Source organism: Roseobacter denitrificans OCh 114 (assembly GCF_000014045.1).
GTDB classification, from domain to species: Bacteria; Pseudomonadota; Alphaproteobacteria; order Rhodobacterales; family Rhodobacteraceae; genus Roseobacter; species Roseobacter denitrificans.
This window is the reverse complement of sequence record NC_008209.1, coordinates 2,629,339-2,653,573: the sequence shown is the minus strand read 5'-3', so window position 1 is coordinate 2,653,573 and position 24,235 is coordinate 2,629,339. Positions and strand designations below refer to the sequence as shown.

General features: G+C 58.9%; 24 protein-coding genes. 12 read left to right on the top strand and 12 right to left on the bottom strand.

Annotation, left to right across the window (positions count from 1 at the left end; all coding sequences use genetic code 11):
* Positions 1-50: 50 nt before the first annotated feature.
* The 4 genes from RD1_RS12770 to guaA form a co-directional block, all read right to left on the bottom strand.
* Positions 51-962 (bottom strand): DMT family transporter, encoded by a 912-nt coding sequence (locus RD1_RS12770; protein ID WP_011568929.1) that lies wholly within the window; start codon positions 960-962, stop codon positions 51-53.
* Positions 963-1,069: 107 nt separating this feature from the next.
* Positions 1,070-2,191: an outer membrane protein transport protein gene (locus RD1_RS12765; protein ID WP_011568927.1), complete on the bottom strand. Its 1,122-nt coding sequence runs from the start codon at positions 2,189-2,191 to the stop codon at positions 1,070-1,072.
* A 133-nt stretch (positions 2,192-2,324) separates the two neighbouring features.
* The gene (locus tag RD1_RS12760) at positions 2,325-3,188 is read right to left on the bottom strand and encodes a DMT family transporter (protein ID WP_011568926.1); all 864 of its coding nucleotides are present in this window, start codon (positions 3,186-3,188) and stop codon (positions 2,325-2,327) included.
* 40 nt (positions 3,189-3,228) lie between these two features.
* Positions 3,229-4,797 carry a glutamine-hydrolyzing GMP synthase gene (gene guaA / locus RD1_RS12755; RefSeq protein WP_011568925.1) on the bottom strand — a complete coding sequence of 523 codons (1,569 nt, stop codon included), beginning with the start codon at positions 4,795-4,797 and terminating at the stop codon, positions 3,229-3,231.
* Between the two features lie 199 nt (positions 4,798-4,996).
* Here guaA and RD1_RS12750 point away from each other — a divergent pair, with 199 nt between their 5' ends.
* Positions 4,997-6,538: a trimethylamine methyltransferase family protein gene (locus RD1_RS12750; protein WP_044033461.1), complete on the top strand. Its 1,542-nt coding sequence runs from the start codon at positions 4,997-4,999 to the stop codon at positions 6,536-6,538.
* On the opposite strand, the gene RD1_RS12745 is transcribed toward RD1_RS12750, so the two are convergent.
* Positions 6,531-6,830 carry a DUF6477 family protein gene (locus RD1_RS12745; protein WP_044033130.1) on the bottom strand — a complete coding sequence of 100 codons (300 nt, stop codon included), beginning with the start codon at positions 6,828-6,830 and terminating at the stop codon, positions 6,531-6,533. The two genes, RD1_RS12750 and RD1_RS12745, sit on opposite strands and share 8 nt — an antisense overlap.
* 332 nt (positions 6,831-7,162) lie before the next feature.
* Here RD1_RS12745 and RD1_RS12740 point away from each other — a divergent pair, with 332 nt between their 5' ends.
* The 4 genes from RD1_RS12740 (at position 7,163) to RD1_RS12725 (ending at position 10,498) form a co-directional block, all read left to right on the top strand.
* Entirely contained in the window at positions 7,163-8,329 is a 1,167-nt protein-coding gene (locus RD1_RS12740) for a DUF6456 domain-containing protein (protein WP_050759088.1), read from the top strand.
* A 189-nt stretch (positions 8,330-8,518) separates the two neighbouring features.
* On the top strand, positions 8,519-9,130 hold the full coding sequence (locus tag RD1_RS12735; RefSeq protein WP_011568921.1) for a hypothetical protein: 612 nt from the start codon (positions 8,519-8,521) through the stop codon (positions 9,128-9,130).
* A 97-nt stretch (positions 9,131-9,227) separates the two neighbouring features.
* Positions 9,228-10,181 carry a lipoyl synthase gene (gene lipA, locus RD1_RS12730; RefSeq protein ID WP_011568920.1) on the top strand — a complete coding sequence of 318 codons (954 nt, stop codon included), beginning with the start codon at positions 9,228-9,230 and terminating at the stop codon, positions 10,179-10,181.
* Between the two features lie 125 nt (positions 10,182-10,306).
* Entirely contained in the window at positions 10,307-10,498 is a 192-nt protein-coding gene (locus RD1_RS12725; protein ID WP_050759087.1) for a hypothetical protein, read from the top strand.
* A 64-nt stretch (positions 10,499-10,562) separates the two neighbouring features.
* On the opposite strand, the gene hpt is transcribed toward RD1_RS12725, so the two are convergent.
* The gene (hpt, locus tag RD1_RS12720) at positions 10,563-11,108 is read right to left on the bottom strand and encodes a hypoxanthine phosphoribosyltransferase (RefSeq protein ID WP_011568918.1); all 546 of its coding nucleotides are present in this window, start codon (positions 11,106-11,108) and stop codon (positions 10,563-10,565) included.
* Positions 11,109-11,176: 68 nt separating this feature from the next.
* Here hpt and RD1_RS12715 point away from each other — a divergent pair, with 68 nt between their 5' ends.
* A complete protein-coding gene (locus RD1_RS12715) occupies positions 11,177-11,635 on the top strand; it encodes a type II toxin-antitoxin system RatA family toxin (protein WP_011568917.1) in 459 nt (152 codons plus the stop codon).
* Here RD1_RS12715 and RD1_RS12710 read toward each other — a convergent pair.
* Genes RD1_RS12710 through ispD form a run of 4 tightly spaced genes read right to left on the bottom strand, consistent with a single transcriptional unit; the run spans position 11,632 to position 13,726 of the window.
* On the bottom strand, positions 11,632-12,099 hold the full coding sequence (locus RD1_RS12710) for a CinA family protein (protein ID WP_011568916.1): 468 nt from the start codon (positions 12,097-12,099) through the stop codon (positions 11,632-11,634). The two genes, RD1_RS12715 and RD1_RS12710, sit on opposite strands and share 4 nt — an antisense overlap.
* 1 nt (position 12,100) lies before the next feature.
* Positions 12,101-12,595, bottom strand: a complete 495-nt coding sequence (locus tag RD1_RS12705) for a phosphatidylglycerophosphatase A family protein (RefSeq protein WP_011568915.1) — start codon at positions 12,593-12,595, stop codon at positions 12,101-12,103.
* Positions 12,592-13,071: a 2-C-methyl-D-erythritol 2,4-cyclodiphosphate synthase gene (gene ispF, locus RD1_RS12700; protein WP_011568914.1), complete on the bottom strand. Its 480-nt coding sequence runs from the start codon at positions 13,069-13,071 to the stop codon at positions 12,592-12,594. The genes RD1_RS12705 and ispF overlap by 4 nt, the downstream gene beginning before the upstream one ends.
* Entirely contained in the window at positions 13,061-13,726 is a 666-nt protein-coding gene (gene ispD / locus RD1_RS12695) for a 2-C-methyl-D-erythritol 4-phosphate cytidylyltransferase (RefSeq protein WP_011568913.1), read from the bottom strand. Before ispD ends, ispF begins: the two co-directional genes overlap by 11 nt.
* 177 nt (positions 13,727-13,903) lie before the next feature.
* Here ispD and dusB point away from each other — a divergent pair, with 177 nt between their 5' ends.
* From dusB to RD1_RS12670, 5 genes are all read left to right on the top strand, one after another.
* Positions 13,904-14,887 carry a tRNA dihydrouridine synthase DusB gene (gene dusB, locus RD1_RS12690; RefSeq protein ID WP_011568912.1) on the top strand — a complete coding sequence of 328 codons (984 nt, stop codon included), beginning with the start codon at positions 13,904-13,906 and terminating at the stop codon, positions 14,885-14,887.
* Positions 14,884-15,963 carry a two-component system sensor histidine kinase NtrB gene (locus tag RD1_RS12685; RefSeq protein WP_011568911.1) on the top strand — a complete coding sequence of 360 codons (1,080 nt, stop codon included), beginning with the start codon at positions 14,884-14,886 and terminating at the stop codon, positions 15,961-15,963. The genes dusB and RD1_RS12685 overlap by 4 nt, the downstream gene beginning before the upstream one ends.
* A gap of 12 nt (positions 15,964-15,975) precedes the next feature.
* On the top strand, positions 15,976-17,340 hold the full coding sequence (locus RD1_RS12680) for a response regulator (protein WP_011568910.1): 1,365 nt from the start codon (positions 15,976-15,978) through the stop codon (positions 17,338-17,340).
* A 131-nt stretch (positions 17,341-17,471) separates the two neighbouring features.
* Entirely contained in the window at positions 17,472-19,700 is a 2,229-nt protein-coding gene (locus tag RD1_RS12675; RefSeq protein ID WP_050759137.1) for a sensor histidine kinase NtrY-like, read from the top strand.
* Complete coding sequence (locus RD1_RS12670; RefSeq protein ID WP_011568908.1) at positions 19,693-21,105, top strand: sigma-54-dependent transcriptional regulator; 1,413 nt, start codon at positions 19,693-19,695, stop codon at positions 21,103-21,105. Before RD1_RS12675 ends, RD1_RS12670 begins: the two co-directional genes overlap by 8 nt.
* 83 nt (positions 21,106-21,188) lie before the next feature.
* Here the strand turns inward: RD1_RS12670 and RD1_RS12665 are convergent, their stop codons facing one another.
* Positions 21,189-22,226, bottom strand: coding sequence for an ester cyclase (locus RD1_RS12665; protein ID WP_011568907.1), 1,038 nt, complete (start codon positions 22,224-22,226; stop codon positions 21,189-21,191).
* 53 nt (positions 22,227-22,279) lie between these two features.
* Entirely contained in the window at positions 22,280-22,816 is a 537-nt protein-coding gene (locus tag RD1_RS12660) for a hypothetical protein (protein WP_011568906.1), read from the bottom strand.
* 38 nt (positions 22,817-22,854) lie between these two features.
* On the opposite strand from RD1_RS12660, the gene trkA reads away from it, so the two are divergent.
* Positions 22,855-24,231 carry a Trk system potassium transporter TrkA gene (gene trkA / locus RD1_RS12655; RefSeq protein ID WP_011568905.1) on the top strand — a complete coding sequence of 459 codons (1,377 nt, stop codon included), beginning with the start codon at positions 22,855-22,857 and terminating at the stop codon, positions 24,229-24,231.
* The last annotated feature ends 4 nt before the right edge of the window (positions 24,232-24,235 follow it).

Below are 24,235 nucleotides of genomic sequence, written 5' to 3'. Positions count from 1 at the left end.
TTGCGCCCGTGGTAGCCGTGCGGCGCGGAGGCGTCAATCAATCGGCAGGGCTATGCTGCGGGGCGCAGCCATGACCACACCCGCCCATCCAGAACCGCCAGCCCAATCGCCAGGAGCGCAAAACCCGCGTAGGCATTGGGGGCCAGCGATTCACTCAGCAACAGCGCGCCCAAGGTGATGGCAACCGGAGGAATAAGCAGGGTGACAAGCATCAAATTCCCGCTGCCTGCGCGCTTGAGGACGAAATAGTAAAGCAGATAGGCCCCCGCGGTGCCGATCAGCGCATAATACCCGATGGCGAGCCATGTCGCGGGCTGCAGGGTCAGAGATATCGGGCCCTCGAACAGCATGGCGAGGGGCAGGGTGATGATACTCGATCCTGTCAGCATGCCGGCGGCGGCCAGTTGCGGGGGCAGGGCGGACAGCGTGCTGCGCGCCCAGGCACTTGCCAGCGCATAAGAGATCGTTCCGGCAATCACGGCAATCCGCGCCAGCGAGCGCAGATCGAAGGCGGCAAGGTTCTCAAGCCCGATTGCCGTCGCCACCCCCAGAAACCCCAGACCCACACCGAAGGCCTTGCGCAGCGTCAGGCGTTCATCCGAAAAGCAAAGCGCTGCCACAAGCACGCCGAAAATGGCCGTCGCGGCATTCAGGATGGAGGTGAGGCCGCTTTCGATGTGCAATTGCCCCCAAGCCATCAGCGAGAACGGGATGACGTTGTTCAAAAGGCCCATGATCAGAAAGGCGCGCCAGACGGCAAGGTCGCGCGGGATTTTGATGCGCAGGGCCAAGACCACACCCCAAAGCACCAGCATGGCCCAGAACGTGCGATGCGCAACCGACGTCAGCGGGCCTATCTCATCAAGGGCGATGCGGATGGAGACGAAGGATGCGCCCCAGATCGTGCCCAGCAGAACAAGCGCAACCCATGCACTGCCGGAGATGGTTTTCTGTTCAATCATGCGGGCAGGGTAGAAATTGCCATGATCCCGGTCCACCCGAATCCTGCGCAAAGAAAACGCCCGCGCGGGATGTCCGGGCGGGCGTTCAAATGCACTGTCAGTTCAGATCAGAAACGGTATCCAACCTTGACCCCAAAAGCGACGACGTCGTTGTTGTTGAATTCCGCCGCCGGGTTTCCCTGAACCGCAGTCGTTGTGTCACCAATGCGAATATAGCGCACACCTGCCGTGATTTCGTATTTACCCTGCGAGTAGATTGCCGCGAGGCTGATGCTTTCCTGCCCATCTGCCGGACCGAGGTTGGTAAAGAGGTTGCCGGTGTTTTCCTCATATCCGATGGACCCTGCAACCGACCAGTTCTCGTTGATGCGATGCCCGATACCCAAAGTGTAGGTGATCACGTCTTCTTCATAACTGAGCAGCGGTTGCCCCACTGTGTCCACATAGAGCGATGGGTCCAAGGCAAAGTCCGACCAGTCGACCCAACGCACGCCACCGAACATGAGAGTGTCCTGTGCCACGCCGGTCTGGAACTCAAGATTCAAAGACTGCGGTGTTGAAAAATTCGTAGAGGTTTCACGGGTGACCGCGCCACCAGACAGAACCTCAACCGTATCGACATCATGGTGTATTTCAGAGTTGTAGGTCAGTGAGACCCGCAGAGCGATATCGGGGCGTTCATAGGCGGCGCCCGCAACATAACCGATACCGTAGTGCACATCTGCATCGGCGGTGTAATTCAGGGCCGGCCCGAAAACGTTGGAGAAAATGACGTCCGCATCGGCTTCTGCGGATTGCAGACGCAGACCGCCATAAACGGAGAAACCGGAACCTGCGTTATATTGGAGCAATCCCGTCAAAGCGCGGCTGGTAAAATTGGCATTGGATGTCTGGGCGAAGTAACCGCTGCCATCCGCATAATTTGTCTCAGCACCATAGGGTTCGTCGTAGATGATCGCGTAGGACCAGGTGTCGTTAATGTCGGCTTTATATGCTGCACCAAACCGGAAGTAGTTCTCGGCGATGTCGCCTGACCCATTCCCGTTCGGAAGGCCCGGGTTTATCGACTCGCCTGTCAAATCCGGTGACACGCTGGTCGCGCTGAATTCCAGATAGCGCCCTTCTTCGAACAGCACAGCAATGGATTGGCCCGACCGGTCAATTCCGCCTGCATGCGCGCCACCTGCGGCAAGGCAAAGCGCTGCCGTACTCGTAATGTAGTTTCTCATAAATCTCCTCCCCAGAAGACGTGCTCTGCTCAAGGTTACCGTTATGTTAACGCAGATTGGCGCAATAAAGCACGTAATTGTGATGGGTCAATCACTGACGCAGGGGAAAAAGCTGCTGTGACCTAACGTCAGATCAGGTTTTCACGCGGGTTTCCGACCATATGTTCAGATAATTTCCCGCAAAGATGATCGCAGCCCCCGCGAATACCCAGATATCCATCGCTTCGTTGTAAAGCAGCATGCCCACCACTGCGATGGCAGGCAGGCGGATGAAATCGATAGGCACGACCACGGTCGCTGGCGCCAGCGCCAGCGCGTTGGTCAGGCAAAAATGCGCAAGCAACCCGGCCGCGCCAATCAGAATGACGAGGGGCAATGCCTGCAGGGATGGCACCGCAATATCACCGTCATACCCGGCGGCGATGATACCAAAGCCAAGCTGCATGGTTGTGAGGTAGAACAGAATGCAGGTGATGCTTTGGGTACGTGTCAGACGTTTGGTCAGCATGATCGAGAGCGCAAAGAAAATGGCGCTTGAGGCGGCGGCCAGAACACCTGCGTTCAGGCCGGCCATATCGGGGCGGGCCACGATCAATATGCCGATAAACCCCATGACAGCCGCCACAGCCCGCATGAAGGTGAGCCTTTCGCCAAGGATCAAGGGTGACAGCACGATGACCCAGAGCGGAGAGGTGAATTCAAGCGCGAACACCTGTGCGAGCGGAATGACGGTGACGGCGTAGAACCAAAGGTTCTGACCGGTGAAATGGGCAAGGTTACGCACAAAATGCAACCGCATGTTGCCTGTGTTGATCTGACCCAGCGTGCCGGCAAACCCGGCGATGATCACCACGATCAGCACCCCGAAGAGGCTGCGGAACATCATGATTTCAAAGGTATCAAGCTCGCTCGCGACTTCGCGCCCCGCCACGGCCATCGTGGAAAAGGACGCAATGGATCCGAACATCCACAGCATGGCTTTCAGTGTCGCGCTCATACCGGTACAACCGGGATGATCGAACCCCGGCCCTGTTTGGTTATTCCCACTCGATCGTGCCGGGTGGTTTTGAGGTGATATCGTAGGTCACGCGGTTGATGCCGGGCACCTCGTTGATGATGCGTGTTGCGGTCTCTCCGAGAAACTCATGTGTGAAGGGATAATAGTCAGCGGTCATACCGTCCACGGATGTGACAGCGCGCAGGGCGCAGGCGAAATCATAGGTGCGCCCGTCGCCCATCACACCCACGGTGCGCACGGGCAGGATCGCCACAAAGGCCTGCCAGATTTCATCGTAGAGCCCGTGTTTACGGATCTGGTCGATATAGACGGCATCGGCCTCGCGCAGGATATCGAGTTTTTCGCGGGTGATCTCGCCGGGGCAGCGGATGGCGAGACCGGGCCCGGGGAAAGGATGGCGGCCGATGAAGCTTGCAGGCAGGCCCAACTCGTGACCCAGCGCGCGCACCTCATCCTTGAAAAGTTCGCGCAGCGGTTCGACCAGTTGCATGTTCATCCGCTCCGGCAGCCCGCCGACGTTGTGATGCGATTTGATCGTGACCGAAGGGCCACCGGAGAAGCTGACCGATTCGATCACATCCGGGTAGAGCGTGCCCTGTGCCAGGAAATCGGCACCGCCGATTTCCTTCGCGTATTTCTCGAAAACCTCGATGAACAAACCGCCGATGATTTTGCGCTTGGTTTCGGGGTCGCTGACGCCCTCCAGCTTGCCCAGAAACAGGTCCGATTCATCCGCATGGATCAGCGGCAGGTTGTAGTGTTCACGGAACATGCCGACGACCTGTGCCGATTCGTCTTTGCGCATGAGCCCGTGATCCACATAGACGCAGGTCAGCTGATCCCCGATGGCTTCATGGATCAGAACGGCGGCGACCGAACTGTCAACGCCGCCCGAAAGGGCGCAGATCACCCGGCCACTGCCAACCTGTTCGCGAATCTTTGCGATGGCTTCCTCGCGGTAGGCACCCATGGTCCAATCGCCTTTGAAACCGGCCAGCCGCACAAAATTTTCGTATAATCTGGCCCCATTGGGCGTGTGGTGGACTTCGGGATGGAACTGCACCGCATAGAAATGGCGTGTTGTATCAGCCGTGATTGCAAAAGGCGCATTGGGCGAGGTGCCGAACACTTCAAAACCGGGGGCGATCTGGCTGACGTGATCGCCGTGACTCATCCAGACCTGTTCGCGGTCCTGATCGGTTTCAAACCACCCCTGCAGCATGTCCAGCTTTTGCGCGGTCGGGGTGACATAGGCGCGCCCGAACTCCGCCGTGCCATGCCCGCGTTCCACCTTGCCGCCGAGGCAGTGCATCATCACCTGCTGACCATAGCAAATGCCCAGGATCGGCACACCGCGCTCAAAGACGCTGGCCGGGGGCATCGGAGCACCATCGGCGAAAACAGAAGAGGGCCCCCCCGAGAAGATCACGGCTTTCGCACCGAAGGCATCCAGAAAGGCGTCATCCACCAGATTAAAGGGGTGAATTTCGCAATAGACATTCAGCTCACGCAGGCGACGCGCAATCAATTGCGTCACCTGGCTGCCGAAATCAATGATAAGAAGGCGGTCGTGATCAGATGTGCTCATACGCGCTGAGTATGCCGCCTGCGCAGGCGTGGCAAGCCTGAGATTGCGGGGGCTTTGGCCGCCGGGGCCTCTTTTTCAACGATTGATGATAAGGAGAGGTCAGCCATGTCGCTTTTTGACCTGCATCGCCGTTCTGAGCGGGCGGGCCAAAGGCCGGATGGGCTACATCCGGTGCAACAGCGAGCATGAGGGTGTGAACATGTCAGTAGCAGAACGCAGAAGAGGGCGCGGTGGTGGCGGTGCGGCGCGCAGGGCGGCAAGGACTGCCGTGTCGTTTGAGACCGCACGCTACATCGAACGCAACATCCCCAACTTCGAAGTGCTGAGCGAAGAGGCGCTGGAGATCATCGAGACAAACGCCGAAACGGTGCTTGCGGAAATTGGCGTGAATATCGTCGAAAACCCGGCGGCCTTGCAGCGCTGGCGCGATGCCGGTGCGGATGTGGATGGCGAACGCGTGCGAATCCCGCGCGGGCTGGCACGCCAGCTTTGTGCGACGGCCCCGTCCGTCTTTACCCAGCATGCGCGCAATCCGGAGCGGTCGGTCGTGGTGGGCGGCAGGAACCTCGTGCTGGCCCCCGTCTATGGCCCGCCCTTTGTGCGCGATCTTGCGGGCGGGCGGCGCTATGCCACGATGGAGGATTTCCGAAAATTCGTGAAGCTCGGCTATATGTCCAAGTGGCTGCACCATTCCGGCGGCACCGTCTGCGAGCCAACAGATATTGCCGTGAACAAACGCCATCTGGACATGCTGCATGCGCATATGACGCTCAGCGATAAACCGTTCATGGGCTCGGTTACGGAGCCGAGCCGCGCGCAGGACAGCGTGGATATGTGCGGTCTGCTCTTTGGCAATGATTTCGTACAGGAAAACACGGTGATGACATCGCTCATCAACATCAACTCACCAATGACTTTTGATGATGTGATGATGGGCGCACTGGAGGTTTACGCACGCAACAATCAGGCTTGCATCATCTCGCCCTTCATCGTGGGCGGCGCGATGGCGCCTGTTTCCGTGGCCGGCACGCTGACACAGGTTCTGGCCGAGGTTCTGGCAGGCATTGCCTATAGCCAGCTGATCCGCCCCGGCGCACCCGTGATCATGGGTGCCTTCGTGACGTCGATTGATATGAATTCAGGCGCACCGACCTTTGGCACGCCGGAGGCTGCGCATATCACCTATGGCGCCGGACAATTGGCGCGCAGGCTCGGTCTGCCATACCGCTCTGCCGGGTCATTCTGCGGCTCCAAGCTACCGGATGCGCAGGCGGCATATGAGACCTCGAACAGCCTCAACATGGGGCTGTTGTCGGGCGTGAACTTTATGCTGCATGCCTGCGGCTGGCTGGAAGGCGGCCTGGTGTCGTCTTTTGAGAAATTCGTGATGGACGCGGATCAGCTCGGTACGTTGCACCATCTGGCGCGCGGTATTGAGATCGACGAGAATGCGCAGGCGATGGACGCCATTCGCGAGGTGGGGCCGGGTGGCCACTACCTTGGTTGCGATCACACGCAGAACAATTTCAAGTCAGCCTTCTGGAAGTCCGACCTGCTGGATTACAAACCCTTCGAGACGTGGGAAGACGAGGGCGCACGCGATACGCAAACTCTTGCCAGTCTGCGTGTCGAGAAAATGCTGGCAGATTATCAGCAACCTGCACTCGATCCGGCGATTGCCGAAGCCTTGTCCGATTTCGTCGCGCGTAAGAAATCGGAAGAGCCTGACAGCTTTATGTAGAGCACGCGGTTTGTGCGGCGCGCAACACGCGCGCTTCACTGACCATTGCGATCAGCACGTCCACATGTTTGACAAGGCTGTAGCTGCTGTTGCCGCTCACGCGCTGCGCGTTCAACTCGCTTTCGATTTCCATCAACTTCATCAGCGCCGATCCATGTCGCGGCAGGACACCGTAGCCCAACAGCCGTGGGAGATGCGTGGCGCGGCGGTAGTCTTCGGCACCAATTCGGGCCGCGCGCATCAGAAGTGCGGGGCGGCGCAGGGCGTGCAACATGGAAAGAATGTCTTGCATGGGTCGTGTCCTTTTCTTGATCGACATCACATGAGCTGATGTTCGAGCCACGTTTATGACACAGGTTATGCGGGTGTTGCGCAGGCCGCCGGACGGTCGCGCGGGGTGGTTTATACCTTGTTTACCCTTTTTATGGGTAGGCCGGATATTCGAAATAAGGCAGCACTGTTGCGCAAAACAGTATTAGACCGGGCGGTGCTTTAAATACTGTTTATGTAAAAGATACAATACTTTGCATATCTAGCCAAATTAACGAACAGGTAACCAAATTCTTCCTTAGGTTGCATTAATGAATACCATTGCAACCTTAGAAAATGACTGGTGACTGCCCGATGAAAGATCTTGAGACGCTGAATTATCCCCATCCGATTGATGGCCTGCAGCTCCCCGACTGGGTGCCATCTGCGGCGCAAATGTATCTTGCGCATACGGAGGCAGGCCTGCCGATCCGTGCTCTGGCACGGGCAGCAGGCTGCCATGCGTCCACGATACTGCGCCAGATCAGACGAATAGAAACCAAACGTGACGATCCATTGGTAGATGCCGCTTTGCGCAATCTGGGGAATGTGCATTTCAAACCCTGCCTGACGCCCGTTACACCCGAACAAGAGGACCCCACCGGCATGACCTTCCAATCGAAAATCCGCCAATCCGATCAGGCCGCTGACGCCGCCAAAGACGCGACCTTTGAGGCCGAAGCGGTGCGTGTTCTGCGCCGTTTATGTGAAACGGGGGCTGTTCTGGCAGTGGCGGCTGAAATGGAAAAGGCCGTTATCGTGCGCGACGGTGTTGCCGGTGCTGCCACGCGAACCGGGGTGGTCAACCGAAGCTTTGCCGAGGCGCTGGCGCTCAAGGACTGGATTTCGCCCCAGCAGAATGGAAAAATCACGCGCTATACGATCACGCCTGCGGGCCGCTCGGCGCTTGAGGGCATGATGGATCATGTCAGGGCGGACGACCCGCCGGGGTTTGCAGAGAGCCAGACAGCTTTTGTCGGATCGACATCCTCGTGGGGTGCATCGCAGGACATTGAAACCGAACGCCCGCGCCGGATGCGCTATAACCTTGCGGAAAGCCCGCTGACAGCGCTGGCGCGTCGCAAGGACAAAAACGGTGAACAGTTCCTGACAGACAATCTGGTGTCTGCCGGCGAGCAACTGCGCGAAGACTTCGAACTGGCTCAGATGGGGCCGCGCGTGGCGCAAAACTGGGATAGTTTTCTGACCGCCGGAGATCGTGGCAGCTATGTCCCCGACAGCGGTGTAAACGATGGGCCATCCAATGCCCGCCGGCGTGTGGCGGATGCTCTGGCGGAGCTTGGCCCCGGCCTGTCCGATGTCGTGCTGCGGTGTTGCTGCTACCTTGAGGGTCTCGAAACCGCGGAAAAGAAACTCGGCTGGTCGGCGCGGTCGGGCAAGATTGTGCTGCGCATTGCCTTGATTCGCCTCAGACGCCACTACGACGAAACGGTCGGGCCGGGTGGGCCACTGATTGGATGATTGCGTTTCTGATATTGCGGGACGGCGCGATTATGCTGGTTTTGGCATCATCGCAAAGCCTGTGCGCTGCGTAATTCACAACCTATGCTGGATTAATCAAACGATCATCGGTTCGAAGCACAATGCGGTTGAGATCACGTCTAAAACCGTGCATCTCGGTAGGGGAGCAGGGCGATTTTCGGGGCGGGCATGCGTGATAAACACAACAGAGGATCATGGGTTGGCTTGTCCGGGGCATTGATCCTGTTGCTCTGGGGGACATTCGCATCTTATCCGGCCCGCGCGGACGTGCCCGACGAGGGGACGTGGTCACTGGGCTATCAGACGGGGGTCATGACCAATCAACGCGCGCATGAGGCGATCAACCCGTCGGTTGTCGAATTTGTGGACAGTTATCTGCTCGGGGTGCTTGCGGGATATGATGTGCCGATCGGTGAAAGCCGGTTCTCATTCGGCATCGAGTTTCAGGCGAATATGCATTTTGGCGATCAGGGATTTTACGAGATCGTCGTGCCGGTTGTTCTGCGATACCATCCCGAAGAAAGCTGGTGGGATGCTTTTGACAGCTTTTCCTTTGGCCTTGGCGGATCGCACTATTCGGAAATTTCGAACGTTGAGCGTGAAAACTACGGAGAATCGCGCCGCGACCTTGTCTATTGGTTTCTTGAAGCGGAATTTGCCACAAAAAATGCAGATGAAACGATTTTTGCCCGTATTCACCATCGCTCAAATGCCTTTGATGCGCTGGAACCGAATGGGGGATCGAACGCCTTTGTTGTCGGTTTCAGGCGCGCGTTCTGACGATATCGCCTGAGGAATAGCGGCCATGCGTCGCGGGACCTTTCGCTGAAACGTCGGTGTGATACACAAGGGGCAGACAACCACTCTGGAACAGCAGATGCGTGACATTAAAATTCCCGAGCAGCGCCATCCGGAAAAACAGCGCCGCGCCGACAGCCCACAGCCAAAAAAACCCGACTGGATTCGCGTGAAGGCCCCCGGTGGCAAGGGCTATGCGGAAACTGCGAAGATCATGCGGGAAAACAAGCTTGTCACGGTCTGCGAAGAGGCCGGCTGCCCCAATTTGGGTGAATGCTGGAGCCAGGGCCACGCGACCATGATGATCATGGGCGAGGTTTGCACCCGTGCCTGCACGTTTTGTAATATCGCAACAGGCAAACCCCCCGAAGATCTGGATGCATTCGAACCGGGCCGCGTCGCCCATGCGGTCGAAAAGCTGGGGTTGAACCATGTGGTCATCACCTCGGTTGATCGCGATGATGTCGAAGATGGCGGTGCCGATCATTTTGCACAGACGATTCGGGCCATACGTCACCGTAGCCCCGCCACCACCATCGAAATCCTGACACCGGATTTCATCAAATGTGCGCCCGAGGCGCTGGAAACGGTCGTCGCGGCGCGACCGGATGTCTTTAACCACAACCTCGAAACCGTGCCGGGGCTTTACCCGGAAGTGCGCCCGGGCGCGCGCTACTTCCATTCGCTGCGCCTGCTGCAACGGGTGAAAGAGCTTGACCCGCGCATGTTTACCAAATCCGGTATCATGGTGGGCCTGGGCGAAGACCGGCAATCCGTGATGCAGGTCATGGATGATATGCGCGCCGCTGACATAGATTTTTTGACGATCGGTCAGTACCTTCAACCGACGCCGAAACATCACCGTGTTGATCGCTTCGTGACGCCGGATGAATTTGCATCCTACGAAAAGGCGGCATTTGGCAAAGGGTTCCTGATGGTGTCAGCAACGCCGCTGACACGCTCTTCCTATCACGCGGGGGATGATTTTGCGCGTTTGCGTGCCGCACGCGAGGCGCGGCTCAGTGCCGGATGAAAATCGTGTCAAAAATGTGCTGCTTCCATAAAAATGTGCTTGAGCACTTTACACAACCTTAACGATAGTTGAGTGTGGCACAAAATTTCACCCTTTCTACGAACCAAACCGCTGGACGCTACCATATGCCAAGTCAACATTGGGCCATATTCGCATTGCGAGACATCCAAACCGCTTTGGATTGTGACAAATATGATGTCGCATCCTGCCACATCGATGATGCCATTGCGGCCATCTTGGCACAGGACGAGCAGGACGCAACGGGGCACCACAAAGACGCTGGTGACATGGGCTTGGGCGCGGGGATCGGTTCGTAACTGGATCATCACGCGGCGGTGTGTTGTATGAGTACAGTCGAAAAACTGTACGGGCACCGGTACCTTACTCAGGCTCGGTAAAGCGAACTTTTCCGATGAACGGCAGGTTGCGGTTACGCTGCGCGAAATCGATACCATAGCCGACGACGAATTCATCCGGGATCTCGAATCCGGTCCAGTCCGCTTTGAAATCGACTTCGCGTTGGCTTGGTTTGTCGAGCAAAGCGATGGATTTCAGACGTGCTGGCAGGCGGCTTTTGAGCAGGCCCGTCACATGGTTCAGCGTGTGGCCTGTGTCGACGATGTCTTCGACAACCAGCACATCGCGACCTTCGATTGCGCCGCGCAAGTCCTTGAGAATGCGCACTTCACGGCTGCTTTCCATGCCATCGCCATAGCTGGACGCCTCAAGGAAATCGACTTCGATGGGCAGATCAAGCTCGCGCACCAGATCAGCGATGAAGACGAAACTGCCGCGCAGCAGACCAACCACCACCAACTTGTTCGTTTCGGAAAACTCGCTTTGAATTTCCTTGCAGAGTTCTTCAATGCGCGCCGCAATGGATTTTGCCGAGATCATCTCGTCTATGACATAAGGACGCGCTACCATGGGTTTTACCTTGAATTAATCGGGTGGACATAGGACATGAGGGCTAACCGCACGAGCCTGACAAAGCAATGCCAACGCACTCTGAAACACGTACTCTACCGTATAGCGCACAACAAATGTATGATCTGGTTGCAGATGTGGGCCAGTATCCGAAGTTTTTGCCGTGGTGTTCCGCAGCCCGCGTAAAGTCAACCGTGCCGCATGATGCGTCCTTCATCATGGAGGCTGATCTGGTGATCAGCTTCAAGGTCTTTCGCGAACGCTTCACCAGCCGCGTGGTGCTTATGCCAGAGGATAAAAAAATCGACACGGAGTATCTGGACGGCCCGTTCCGCTACATGAAATCCAACTGGGCATTCAAGGACGTCGAGGGCGGGTGCGAGGTGTCCTTTTTCGTGGATTTTGCGTTTCGCAACATGATCTTGCAGCAATTGATCGGTGTGGTTTTCAACGAGGCGATGCAACGTATCGTCCGCGCGTTTGAAATGCGGGCAAAAGACCTGTACGCCAGCACCGCACCCTCTTAGCGCAGCGCAGACAAGAGCATTTTCAGCGCATGATCACGGGCAGCCGCACGCACGCGGTCGCGGCCCAAGGCGCCGAACTCAACGGTTTCCACGTGCAGGGTCGCATCCGATGCGCAGGCAAAACAGACACGGCCCTCTGGCTTGTGCTCTGAACCGCCGGGCCCCGCGATCCCCGTGACGGAAATGGCAAGACCGGCCTGTGAGGCGCGCAATGCGCCAAGCGCCATTTCCTTTGCGATGGGCTCGGATACCGCGCCGAACGCGTCCAATGTCTCAGGCCGAATGCCCAGCATGTCGATCTTGGCCGCGTTCGAATAGGTGACGAAACCGCGATCCACCACCAGCGAGGATCCGGCGATATCGGTCAATGCCGCAGCCACCATGCCGCCCGTGCAGCTTTCGGCTGTGACGATCATCACGTTTTTGGACTTCGCAGCCTGCAGCAAGTCAGTGGCGAGCGTCATCTCACATCATCCCGTGATAAAGTCCGGCAAGCAGCAGCACGCCAAGCGCGGCAAGCAGGCCCGCGATCACATCGTCCAGCATCACACCCAGCGCGTCCCCGCGCCGATCGGCCCACCCGACCGGACCGGGTTTCCAGATATCAAACAGGCGGAACAAGGCGAATGCCGCGATCCAGCCGGGCCACATGACGAGAATATTCATCCCCATGGACCACGCGGCATAAGACAACGGCAGCAGCGCGATCCATTGTCCGACCAGTTCATCCACCACGATTTCCGACGGATCATGCTCGCCACCGCCCCTCGTCATGACGCCCGTTGCCCACCAGCCCTTGGCAAAGGCCACGACCACGCCAAGGCACAACAGGGGGAACCCGCCGATCACATGCAAAAGCCACGCCCAAGGCAGCGCCACGAGAGAGCCCCATGTGCCGGGGGCAGGGCGCACATATCCCACGCCAAGGACGGTGGCGATCATCTTGGCCAGACCGCTCATGCGCGCACCAGGGCCGCGGTGGCGATGCAGGCGATCCCCTCACCACGGCCGGTAAAGCCAAGCCGTTCCGACGTGGTCGCCTTAACGGAGATGCGCGACAGGGCCATGCCCATAATCCGGGCCATCGCCTCACGCATGGCCTGTGCATGCGGGCCGATCTTGGGGAACTCACAGATAAGCGTGCAATCCACGTTATTGATTTCAAACCCCTGTTCACTTGCCTGCGCCACCGCATGTTTCAGAAAGATATCGGATGCGGCCCCTTTCCACTGCGGATCACTCGGCGGGAAATGCTGGCCGATATCGCCCATCGCCAGCGCGCCATAGATCGCGTCCGTCACTGTATGCATCGCCACATCCGCGTCTGAATGCCCAACCAGCCCCTGCCCATGGGGTATTTTCACACCGCAAAGCGTCACATGATCGCCGGGCCCGAAAGCATGCACGTCAAAACCGTTGCCAAGTCTAATGTCCATCGCGGGCCCTCAGGATTGCCTCCGCCCGGGCAAAGTCGCCGGGCAGCGTTATTTTCAGGTTATCTTCATCTCCGGGCACGATGACAACGTCAAGCCCGGCGCGGCGTGCAACCTCCACGTCATCGGCTGCGCCTTCGGGAAACTGCCGGTGCGCTTTAATGATCGCATCAAGGTGAAAGCCCTGCGGCGTCTGCGCGCGATAAAGCCCGGTCCGGTCTGCGGTGCCCGTGACCTGTCCGTTCTCACCGGTCCACAAGGCGTCGACCACGGCGACAGCGGGCGCGGCGGCCTGTGCCGTGCGCAGCGCACTGATGACATCATCAATCACGCGGGTGGTCACGCAGGGCCGGGCGGCATCATGGATCAGCACCGCATCTGTTTTTCCGTTAAGCATGCGCAAACCTGCAAGCACCGATGCGCTGCGTGATGCGCCACCGCTGGCAACAATCAGCCCGGGTTCGCGCGGCCAGAGATCCGTGTCAATGTCATCAGGATGCAGCACCAGCACGACGTCACGGATATCCGCATGTCCGGTGAAGGCGCGAATGGATGCTTGTGCGACTGTCCCCTTGTGCAAAGCGCGCCACTGCTTGGGAATGCCGCCCCCCGCTCGTACTCCGCGCCCCGCCGCGACAATGACCGCACCAACCTTCATGGTATGCCCGCCTCGTTCCTGACATGTGTTTATGGCTTTGTGCTGCGCTGCGCAATCATTGTGAGCGGTGCCTTAAATTTAGGCAAACAGGTAAACCGCGCGTCTTTGAGGGCGTTGGATTATTGAGAGAAAAACCCGTAACTGTTAATAAACGGGCATTGCTCAAGGATTAAGCAGATGAATTCCGCCGCTTTCAACATAGATCTGAGGCCTCCGGTGCTTTTGGCGCCCATGGCCGGAATCACGGATCGGCCGTTCCGCGATCTTGTGGCGTCGTTCGGGGCGGGTCTTGTCGTCTCTGAGATGGTAGCGAGCGCGGACATCCTGAATGCGCGCCCGGGCACCCAGGAAAAGGCGGAGCTTGGTTTATCCGCAGAGGGCACGGCGGTGCAACTGGCAGGGCGCGAACCGGGCTTGATGGCCGAAGCTGCGCGCATGGTCGAAGGGCAGGGCGCGCGCATCATTGACATTAACATGGGGTGTCCGGCCAAGAAGGTCACGCAGGGCTACTCCGGATCCGCCCTGATGCGCACGCCGGATCACGCCATGACGCTGGTCGAGGCGGTGGTGAAGGCCGTCAACATCCCCGTAACCCTCAAAACACGGCTGGGGTGGGATGATGCGATGCTCAATGCGCCCCAGATCGCGCGCCGTGCCGAAGAGGCCGGCATCCGGATGCTGACGATTCATGGTCGCACCCGGTGCCAGTTCTACAAAGGTCATGCGGATTGGGCCGCCATCGCGGGGGTAAAATCCGTGGTCTCGATCCCGGTGATCGCAAATGGTGATATTCTGTGCAGCGCGACCGCCATGGAAGCGTTGCGTCTGTCCGGAGCGGATGGTGTCATGATCGGGCGTGGCGCACGTGGCAAACCCTGGCTGCTGGCACAGATCGCGCATGATGTGTACGGCACGCCAGCGCCAGTCGTACCCATGGGCGGGGATTTTGCGGATATGGTGCGGTCGCATTATGCGGCCATGATCCGGTTTTACGGCCATGATCTGGGCGTCAGGGTCGCGCGCAAACATCTGGGATGGTATATGGACACCTGTTCCGCGCCCAAGGACATCCGCAAGGCTGTGCTGACCGCGCAAGATGCGGTGACGGTGGACGGGCTGCTGGCGCAAGCCTGTGCCTGGCCGGATCAGGTCGCCGCATGATGCAGGACAATTCCCTATGGGCAAGCCTGCCGGTGCCGACGCTGATCGTCGGGCCACAAAACAGCATCGTCGATGTGAATTCCGCCGCCGAAGGGTTTCTGAACGTATCCGCAAAATCCTTGCGTGACACGCCCTTGTGGGACCAGATTGCGGTGAATGACCCCTTGGAGGCGGCGTTTGAACGGGCCCGTGAAACCAGCACGCCGTTGTTCGTCAATGATGTTGATGTGGGCGGGGGCGCGCGCGCGCCGATGCAATCCGATCTGCAGGTCGCACCCCTGTTGGGGCGTCCCGGCCATATGATCCTGATGATCTCGCCGCGCGAACTGGCGGGTCGGATGACGCAGAACTATTCGGTGAAATCGGCTGCAAAATCCGCCATCGGCATGGCTGAAATGCTTGCCCACGAGATCAAGAACCCGCTGGCCGGTATCACGGGTGCGGCACAGTTACTCAGCATGAACTTGAGCCCGGAAGACCTTGAATTAACAGACTTGATCGTCGAAGAAAGCCGGCGCATCGTCAAGCTGTTGGAGCAGGTTGAGCAATTTGGCAATCTGTCCGTGCCGGATTTCAAGCCGGTGAACATTCACGATGTTCTGGATCGTGCGCGTCGGTCTGCGCTGCTGGGGTTCGGGGCGCATATGAACATCATAGAAGAATACGATCCATCCCTGCCGCTGGCCTATGGGGATCCGGATCAATTGCTGCAGGTTGTTCTGAACCTGCTTAAAAACGCGTCTGAAGCGGCGGGCAGTGCGCCGGGTAAAATCCGGCTGCGCAGCTATTTCGAACACTCCTTTCGGCTCAGGCGCTCTGATGGCTCCGGGCGGTCGCTTCCTCTGCAGATCGAGGTGATCGACGATGGTCCGGGCCTGCCGGAAACCATCAAGGGCGACATTTTCGACCCATTCGTATCGGGCAAGGAAAACGGCACGGGTCTCGGTCTCGCGCTGGTCAGCAAGATCATCTCGGACCACCATGGCTGGATTTCCGTGACATCGGTTCCCGGCCAGACTGTATTTCGCATCTCTCTGGCGCGCGCCCCGAAAGATGCCGTTGCCAAGGACACATAGGAGGCTCAGGCCATGGACGGGACAATACTTGTAGCAGATGATGATCGGACAATTCGCACCGTCCTGACGCAAGCGCTGACGCGGGCCGGATGCAAGGTACATGCGACCTCCAGCCTGACCACGTTGCTGCGATGGGTGGGCGAGGGCAAAGGCGATGTGGTGATCTCTGATGTGATGATGCCCGATGGGAATGGTCTTGAGATGTTGCCAAAGATTGCACAGGACCGGCCCGGCCTGCCGGTGATCGTGATCTCTGCACAAAATACCATCATGACGGCCATCAAGGCGGCTGAGGCCGAGGCCTATGATTACCTGCCCAAGCCCTTTGATCTGCCTGATCTGATGAAGCGGACGGCCCGTGCCCTTGAAATGCAGCAGCAGAACCGCCGCGCGCCCGAGATCAGCGATGATCGCCCCGATGATCTCCCGCTCGTGGGGCGCACCGCCGTGATGCAATCGCTTTACCGGGTCGTTGCGCGGGTGATGAACGCGGATCTTCCGGTATTGATCTGGGGGGAATCCGGCACGGGCAAATCATTGATATCGCGGGCAATACATGACTTCTCCGACAGGCGCAGCTTGCCGTTTGTCTCTGCCACGGCGGCGGATTTGCAGGAACTTGAGGGCCCCGCACGTCTTTTGGCGCGGGTCAAGGGCGGCACCTTGTTGGTGGAGGAAATCGCCGATCTGCCAGAAGAGTTGCAGGCGCGGCTGGTGCGCATGATGGATTCGCCGGGCGAATACGCCCCGCGCTTTCTGGCCACCAGCCAGACGGACCTCGCCGGTGCCATGGAGGCGGGCAATGTGCGCAAAGACCTTTATTATCGCCTGAGTGGCGCAACCCTGACAGTGCCATCCCTGCGCGAACGGGTTGATGATATTCCGCTGTTGGCAGAGCATTTTCTGACCCGCGCCGAAAGCTCCGGTGCGGCACCGCGCAGCCTGTCGGATGCGGCGGCCGAGATTTTCCGAAACTACAGTTGGCCCGGCAATGTGCGGCAGTTGGAAAACGCCATCAGACGGCTCGGCCTGACCAGCCGCGCGGCGGAAATCACCGCGTCCGAGGTTGAGCAGGTGCTGGGGGCGCAGCCTGACCTCGAACCGATGCGCGCGGCGGGCAATACCGAAAAACTGGGGGCCTCTGTCGAACGCCACTTGCGGCGGTATTTCGATTTGCATGGCAATATGTTGCCGCCGTCGGGCCTTTATGCGCGCATCCTGCGCGAGGTCGAAGCGCCGCTGATCGAAATCGCACTGGAGGCCACGGGCGGGAATCAGGCCAAATGTGCTGATTTACTTGGGATAAATCGCAATACGCTCAGAAAAAAGATCACCGATCTGGATATAGAGGTGACACGGCGTCGCAAATTGATGTAAAACTGCCACACAAACGTGGCCATCAGGGGACACCCCTTGTTCAGGACCACAAAATAGAGCGGTTCGCGCCCATGGCGCACCATCATATGCGAGGATCTTGAGTGGTTTCCATTGTGGAAAAATCACTGTGGATGAAGCTGGGACGGCTGCGTCGCATTAAACGTGTGCGCAGCGCTGCAACGCTTGGCCTTGTTGTGCTGGGGCCGGTTTTGGCTTTGGCGACCTATCTTATCCTTGGGCCTTTGGGGCAGGCGGGCAATACGCTTGGCTTGCGGCTGATCCTGCTGGCCGATCTCGTCTATATTCTCGTGGTTGCGGCATTGGTTCTGGCGCAGGTGGGCCGGTTGATCGCAGCGCGGCGCGCGAAATCTGCGGGTTCCCGGCTGCATTTGCGCCTCACCGGTGTTTTTGCGCTGCTTGCGCTGATCCCCACGGTGACGGTCGCCATCTTTGCGGGGCTGACCGTCAATGTCGGTCTGGAGGGGTGGTTTTCAGATCGCGTCAGAGAGGTTGTCGGAAATTCACTGGCCGCCGCGCAAGCCTACGAGGCCGAGCAACGTGTCGATCTGGCGGAGGATGCGCGCGTGCTGGCCGCATTGATCAACAAGGCGCGCCAGCGCGGGGTTATCATTTCTGACAGCGAACTCCTGGCCGATGGGCAGCGGCAGATTCAGCGGGGCCTGCGCGAGGCCTATCTGATTGACGGCACGGCAGATATCCGGGCCCGTGGCGATCGCTCATATCTCTTTGACTACGAGGCCCCGACGCAGGCCCAGCTGCGGCAGGCCAGCACCGGGGATGTCGTGGTGATCGAGGATTGGGCGAACAATGAATTCCGCGCGCTTGTGCGGCTGTCCTCATTTGTGGATCGCTTCCTGTATGTCAGCCGTGATGTTGACGGTGAGATACTGTCATTGCTGGATGAAACGCAGGAAACAGTGCGCCTTTACCAGCAACTCGAAAGCGAACGCGGGCGGCTGTTGTTTGAATTTGGCCTGTTGTATCTCGCCTTCGCCCTGATCCTCATCTTGGCGGCGATCTGGCTGGGCCTGTGGTTTGCAGAGCGGCTGTCGGGCCCGGTGGGGCGTTTGACGGGGGCGGCCCAGCGGGTCGGTGCCGGTGATCTGAACGTGCAGGTGCGCGAAGAAGATGGCAACGACGAGATCGCGATGCTCAGCCGCTATTTCAACCAGATGACCAAGCAGTTGAAGTTGCAGCGGGAAACGCTGGTGGAAAACACCGAACAGATCGAACGCCGCCGCCGTCTGTTTGATTCCGTGCTGAGTTCCGTGACCTCTGGTGTTGTGGGACTGGACCCAACCGGGCGCGTGAAATTCGTGAACCGTTCGGCGGAACGTCTGCTGGATTGGCACGAGGACCGCCAGTCGCTGGCCCTTGTCGCGGTGGTGCCTGAATTTGCCAACCTCTTTGACGCGATCAAGAGTTCACCGACCGAAACCGTTCAGGGCGAGGTGAAAGTGACCCGTCAGGGGCGTCTTGAAAACCTGTTGGTGCGGATGGCGACCCGCCGCTCCGAAGATGGGACGCTTGAGGGGTATGTGGTCGCTTTTGACGACGTGACTGATCTGGTGAGCGCGCAGCGCATGGCGGCATGGGGGGATGTGGCGCGCCGCATTGCGCATGAAATCAAGAACCCGCTGACCCCGATCCAGCTGTCTGCAGAGCGCATCAAGCGCAAGTTCTCACCGCGGGTCGGAGAGGATAGCGAAGCGCTTGAACAGATGACCGATGTGATCGTGCGCCAAACCGGTGATCTGCGGCGCATCGTGGATGAGTTTTCGAAATTTGCCCGCATGCCAGAACCTGAGCGTCGGGAAATTGATCTGGCTGCCCTCGTGCGCGATGCGGTGCTGCTGCAGGAAACCGGCCAGCCCAACGTGCGTTTCGAAAGCGACGTGCCCGATAGCGTCGTACCCAGCGATCTGGATGCGACGATGATCACGCAGGCGTTGACAAATCTGATTAAGAACGCCGGAGAAGCCATTGAAAGCCTGTTGGAAAAGAGCGCACCGCCGGGTTATTCGCCGACAATCCGTGTGGCCTTGAAAGCGGGCAAGAACCGCGCAACGATCACCATTGCGGACAATGGGATCGGTCTGCCGGAAGATCGCGCGCGGCTGTTTGAACCCTATGTCACGACGCGCAGCGAAGGCACCGGCCTTGGCCTGCCGATTGTGAAAAAGATTATCGAAGAACACGGCGGCACGCTCGCCCTCGAAGATGCGCCTGCCTTTGGCACGGATACCCATGTTGGCGCGATGGCGGTGATCATGCTGCCCATCGTTGCCTCGCAACCCGAAAAAACACTCCCGCAAGAAGGACTCCTGACCCATGAGTGATATTCTGATTGTTGATGATGAACGCGATATTCGCGAACTGATCTCGGATATTCTGATTGACGAAGGCTATGCCACCCGGCTCGCCGGAAATTCGGACGATGCGATGTCGGCCATCAACGCGGAAGCGCCTGCGCTGATCATCCTCGATATCTGGCTGAAAGACAGCCGCATGGATGGGATTGATATTCTCAAGGCGGTCAAACGCGACAATCCCGATGTGCCGGTGGTGATCATTTCCGGGCATGGCAATATCGAAATCGCGGTCGCAGCCATCAAACAGGGGGCGTATGATTTCATCGAAAAACCCTTTAACATCGACCAGTTACTCGTGGTGATCCGCCGGGCGATGGAGACATCGCGTCTGCGCCAGGAAAACCAGAGCCTGAAACGCCGGGACGTGTCAGCTGCGGATATGATCGGTTCGTCTGCGGCCTTCCGCACCATGGTGAGCCAGCTGGACAAGGTCACGAAATCCAATGGACGCGTGATGCTGACGGGGCCGGCAGGCTGCGGCAAGGAACTGGCAGCGCGGTATATTCACACCAATTCCAACCGTGCCTCCGCACCCTTTGTGACGGTGAACTGCGCCGGTGTTGCGCCGGATCGTATGGAAGAGGTGCTGTTCGGGCGGGAATCATCTGAACGTGGTATCGAACCGGGCCTGCTGGAAGAGGCGCATGGTGGCATCATCTATTTTGATGAAGTGGCCGATATGCCCGAGGGCACGCAGTCGAAGATCCTGCGGGTGCTGGTTGACCAGCAATTCCAGCGGGTCGGGGGCAATGACACGGTGCGCGTCGATTTGCGGGTGATCTCATCGACCAGTCGCAATCTTGAACAGGCGATTGCTGCAGGGACCTTCCGTCAGGAACTCTATCACCGGCTGAATGTGGTGCCGATCGCGGTGCCATCGCTGGAAGACCGCCGCGAGGATATCCCGGAGTTGGCAGCGGCTTTCATCGCGGAAATGAATGCGTCCCAAGGTCTGGCCTTGCGTGAACTCAGCGAGGATGCCATCGCGCTGATGCAAACGATGCAATGGCCGGGCAACGTGCGCCAGTTGAAAAACCTGATCGAACGGGTGCTGATCCTCGGCGACAGCAACGGGCCGATTGAAGCGCGCGAGTTGCCGGGCATCGAGGAAGGCGGCAATAGCGACAGCGGGATCGTCCTGTCAGGTGCCCTCGCTACGCTTGCCCTGCGCGAAGCGCGTGAAGCATTCGAGCGGGAATACCTGCTGACGCAGATCAACCGCTTTGGCGGCAACATCTCGAAAACGGCGAATTTCGTCGGGATGGAACGCAGCGCGCTACACCGTAAACTCAAATCGCTCGGCGTTGTGACATCGGCCAAATCCGGCACGCGGGTTGCGCATATTGATGAGGATGCCGAGGCGGTGGGCTAAAGCGTCATGCGAAAAACCTGAAGTACGCAACGCTGCCTGAAATCAATGATTTCAACGCGTTACGTGATGTTTCATGTGTTTCGTCAGACGCTATGGACGTTGATCTGCGCCAGAACATCGACACCTTGCATCTTGAGAAAATGCAGCATGTCGATAAAGACCCAGTTCTCAACCAGCTTGTCGCCCTCGCGCCGGTAGATATCGACCACGCGCATATCGGCGCGGATGTCGTTGCCGGGCACGCCCATGAAACCGTTCCTGTTGGTCAGCGTGAGGTTTGGCCAGCCAAAAAAGCCGCCGTATGTCCCCTCGGCCATGCGGCACAGATGGCCGTTCAGCACACGCCCCTCCATCGCGCGGCGAAAGGGGCCTTGGTGCTGCTTTATGTAGCGGTCAATCGTGTAGGTCGCGCCGATCCCGGTTGGCCCCCACCAGACCATGTCATCCTGCCAATCCACGCGCAGTTCTTCCTGCGGTGAGGGGGGCTTTGCGGCGGCATTGGCATGATCTATCGAGCCGATCATATTGTTGATCCGCGCCAGCGTTTTCTGCGATTCCGCATGGGGCTGTGGTTTCATCACCAGGCCGTCATGCGTGCGGGGGCCGGGCTGCACCAGTTGCGCGCCCGTTTGCGGCGCATTCAGCGGATGTATTCCCGCTTGCGCCATCAGATGCAAAATATCCACAAAGAGCGCGGATTGCGTGATCTTGCCGTTTTCAACCCGGTTGAACTCCGCATAGCGCAGCATGGCGATCTTGCCCGTGGCCGGAATGCCCAGAAACGGTGCATCGAACAGCCCCAGAAAATGACCCATGGAGGCGGTCCAGGTGCTCTTGAAGCCGTCGATTTCGTTCAGCCCGGCAAAAAAGATGTCCTCGCGCCGTTGCAGGCGCGAAAAGGACGTCAGGAACGGTGCCCAAAAGGTCCTGGCGATATCACGCGGCCCGGTTTGTTCGTGAAAGGGGTGCATGCCGAACCAGTGGCACCTGTCCGATTGATAGGCCGTCAGAACATCGGCCACCGTGTCGGGCGTCGCACGGTCCAGTGACGCCGCGTAGGCCTGAGAGACGGCTTTGATGGGGGTAAGGTCGGGGCCTGTTTCGGGAATCAGTGCATTCATATGATTGGTTTAGAAAGAGCGCGAGGCACTCGCCATACCAAAAGCGACAAAAGCTATGGCGCGGTTTCGACAATCTGCCACATGCCGCTGCGGTCGCGGATCACACAGCTTGCCGGCGTCAAGGGCGGCATCACGTCGGTCTGTGTGGGGCTGATCTCGCGCGCCAGACGGGCAGGGCAATCCGGGATCTCGACAGGGGTATAGCCCTTGTTGCGCATGCATCGCGCTTCCAGATCGCCGCGCAGACGGGCATTGACATCAACCGTGTAGACTTGCCCGTCCACGAAATACCCGCCGCGATGATAGCAGTGCCCGCCCGTGCAATACCGTCGTGGGGGCACGAACACCGGCGGGCGGCGTCTGATCTCTGAGGCCACCGGTGCGTCCCTGAGGGCGGCGACCTCACAGGACAGCAGGTTGTCCTGCATACGCGCAACACTGCCACCGCTTTGATAATAGAGCTCCATCGGGGCGCAGGCCGCAAGCAGGCTGCCGCCGAGCAGCAGTATTCTGAACCACACCATGGGGATAAAATGCCCGCTTTGGCTGCCCAAGACAATTGAATTGACCGTGTGCGGGCCATCTGCCATTCAGAAAGCCTTAGGCATGCCCTGAAGGACACGTAAACATGAAGGTCATCATCTGCGGTGCCGGTCAGGTGGGCTGGCAGATCGCGCGGCATCTTTCAGGCGAACGCAATGACGTGACCGTCGTGGACAGCAACCCTGACCTCGTGCGGCGCGCAACGGATTCGCTGGATGTGCAGGGGATCGCAGGTTTTGCGAGCTACCCCGACGTGCTGGCCCGTGCCGGGGCGGAAGATGCGGAAATGATCATCGCCGCGACCCATTCGGATGAAGTCAACATGGTGACGTGCCAGATTGCCCATTCGGTTTTCGGCGTTAATCGCAAGATCGCGCGTCTGCGCAGCCAGTCCTATCTGGAGGCGATATACTCCGACCTTTACAGGCGCGATCACATGCCGATCGACGTGGTGATCAGCCCCGAAAGGGAAGTCGCCTCCGCCGCCCTGCAGCGTCTGTCTGCGCCAGCGGCCTTTGACACCGAAGTCTTCATGGACGGCAAGGCGCATCTGCTGGGCATCACCATCGAAGAGGAATGCCCGGTGGTGAACACGCCGCTGCGGCAACTCACCGATCTGTTTTCGACGCTGCGCGCAACGGTCGTTGGCGTGCGGCGCGAAGGCAGCCTGTTTGCGCCCGAGGCCAAGGACCAGCTTTTTGTCGGGGATGACTGCTACGTCTTTTGCCACGTCGCGGATATTGCGCGAACGATGGAAATCTTTGGCAAGAAACAGTCAAAGCAGGAACGCGTGGTGCTTGTGGGCGGCGGCAACGTTGGTCTTGCGGTGGCCCAGGCCCTTGAGCAGCGCGCCAAACGCGTGCGCACCAAGGTCATTGAAAAAAACCGCCACTGCGCCGAACGCGCCGCCGAGGCGTTGGAGCGTACCATCGTGCTGAATGGCGATGGTCTGGATTCAGGGCTCTTGGCGGAGGCGGGCATCGCGCGGGCGGATGCGATGCTGGCGATCACCGATGACGACAAGACCAACATGCTGGCCTGTGTGCGTGCCAAATCGGAGGGCTGCCCCTATGTGATCGCGCTGATCAATGACCCGACCCTCGTGCCGCTCATGGGGCCGTTGGGCATTGACGCCTACATCAACCCACGCGCCACGACGGTCAGCTCCATCCTGCGCCACATCCGGCACGGCAGGGTGCGCGCGGTCTATTCGGTCGGCGACGCAGAGGCCGAAGTGATCGAAGCCGAGGTGCTGTCGACCTCGCCGCTGGCGGGCAGCCGGATTGCAGATATCGAATTTCCCGAAGGTGTGCTGGTCGGCGCGGTGCGCAAGGGTGACAAGATCATCCGCCCCATGGGCAGCACGCGCATTGACGAAGGCGATATCGTCGCCATCTTTGCCCTTGCCGAGGACGTGCCCGAAGTTGAACGGTTGATGCAAGTCTCGATCGACTTTTTCTGATCCG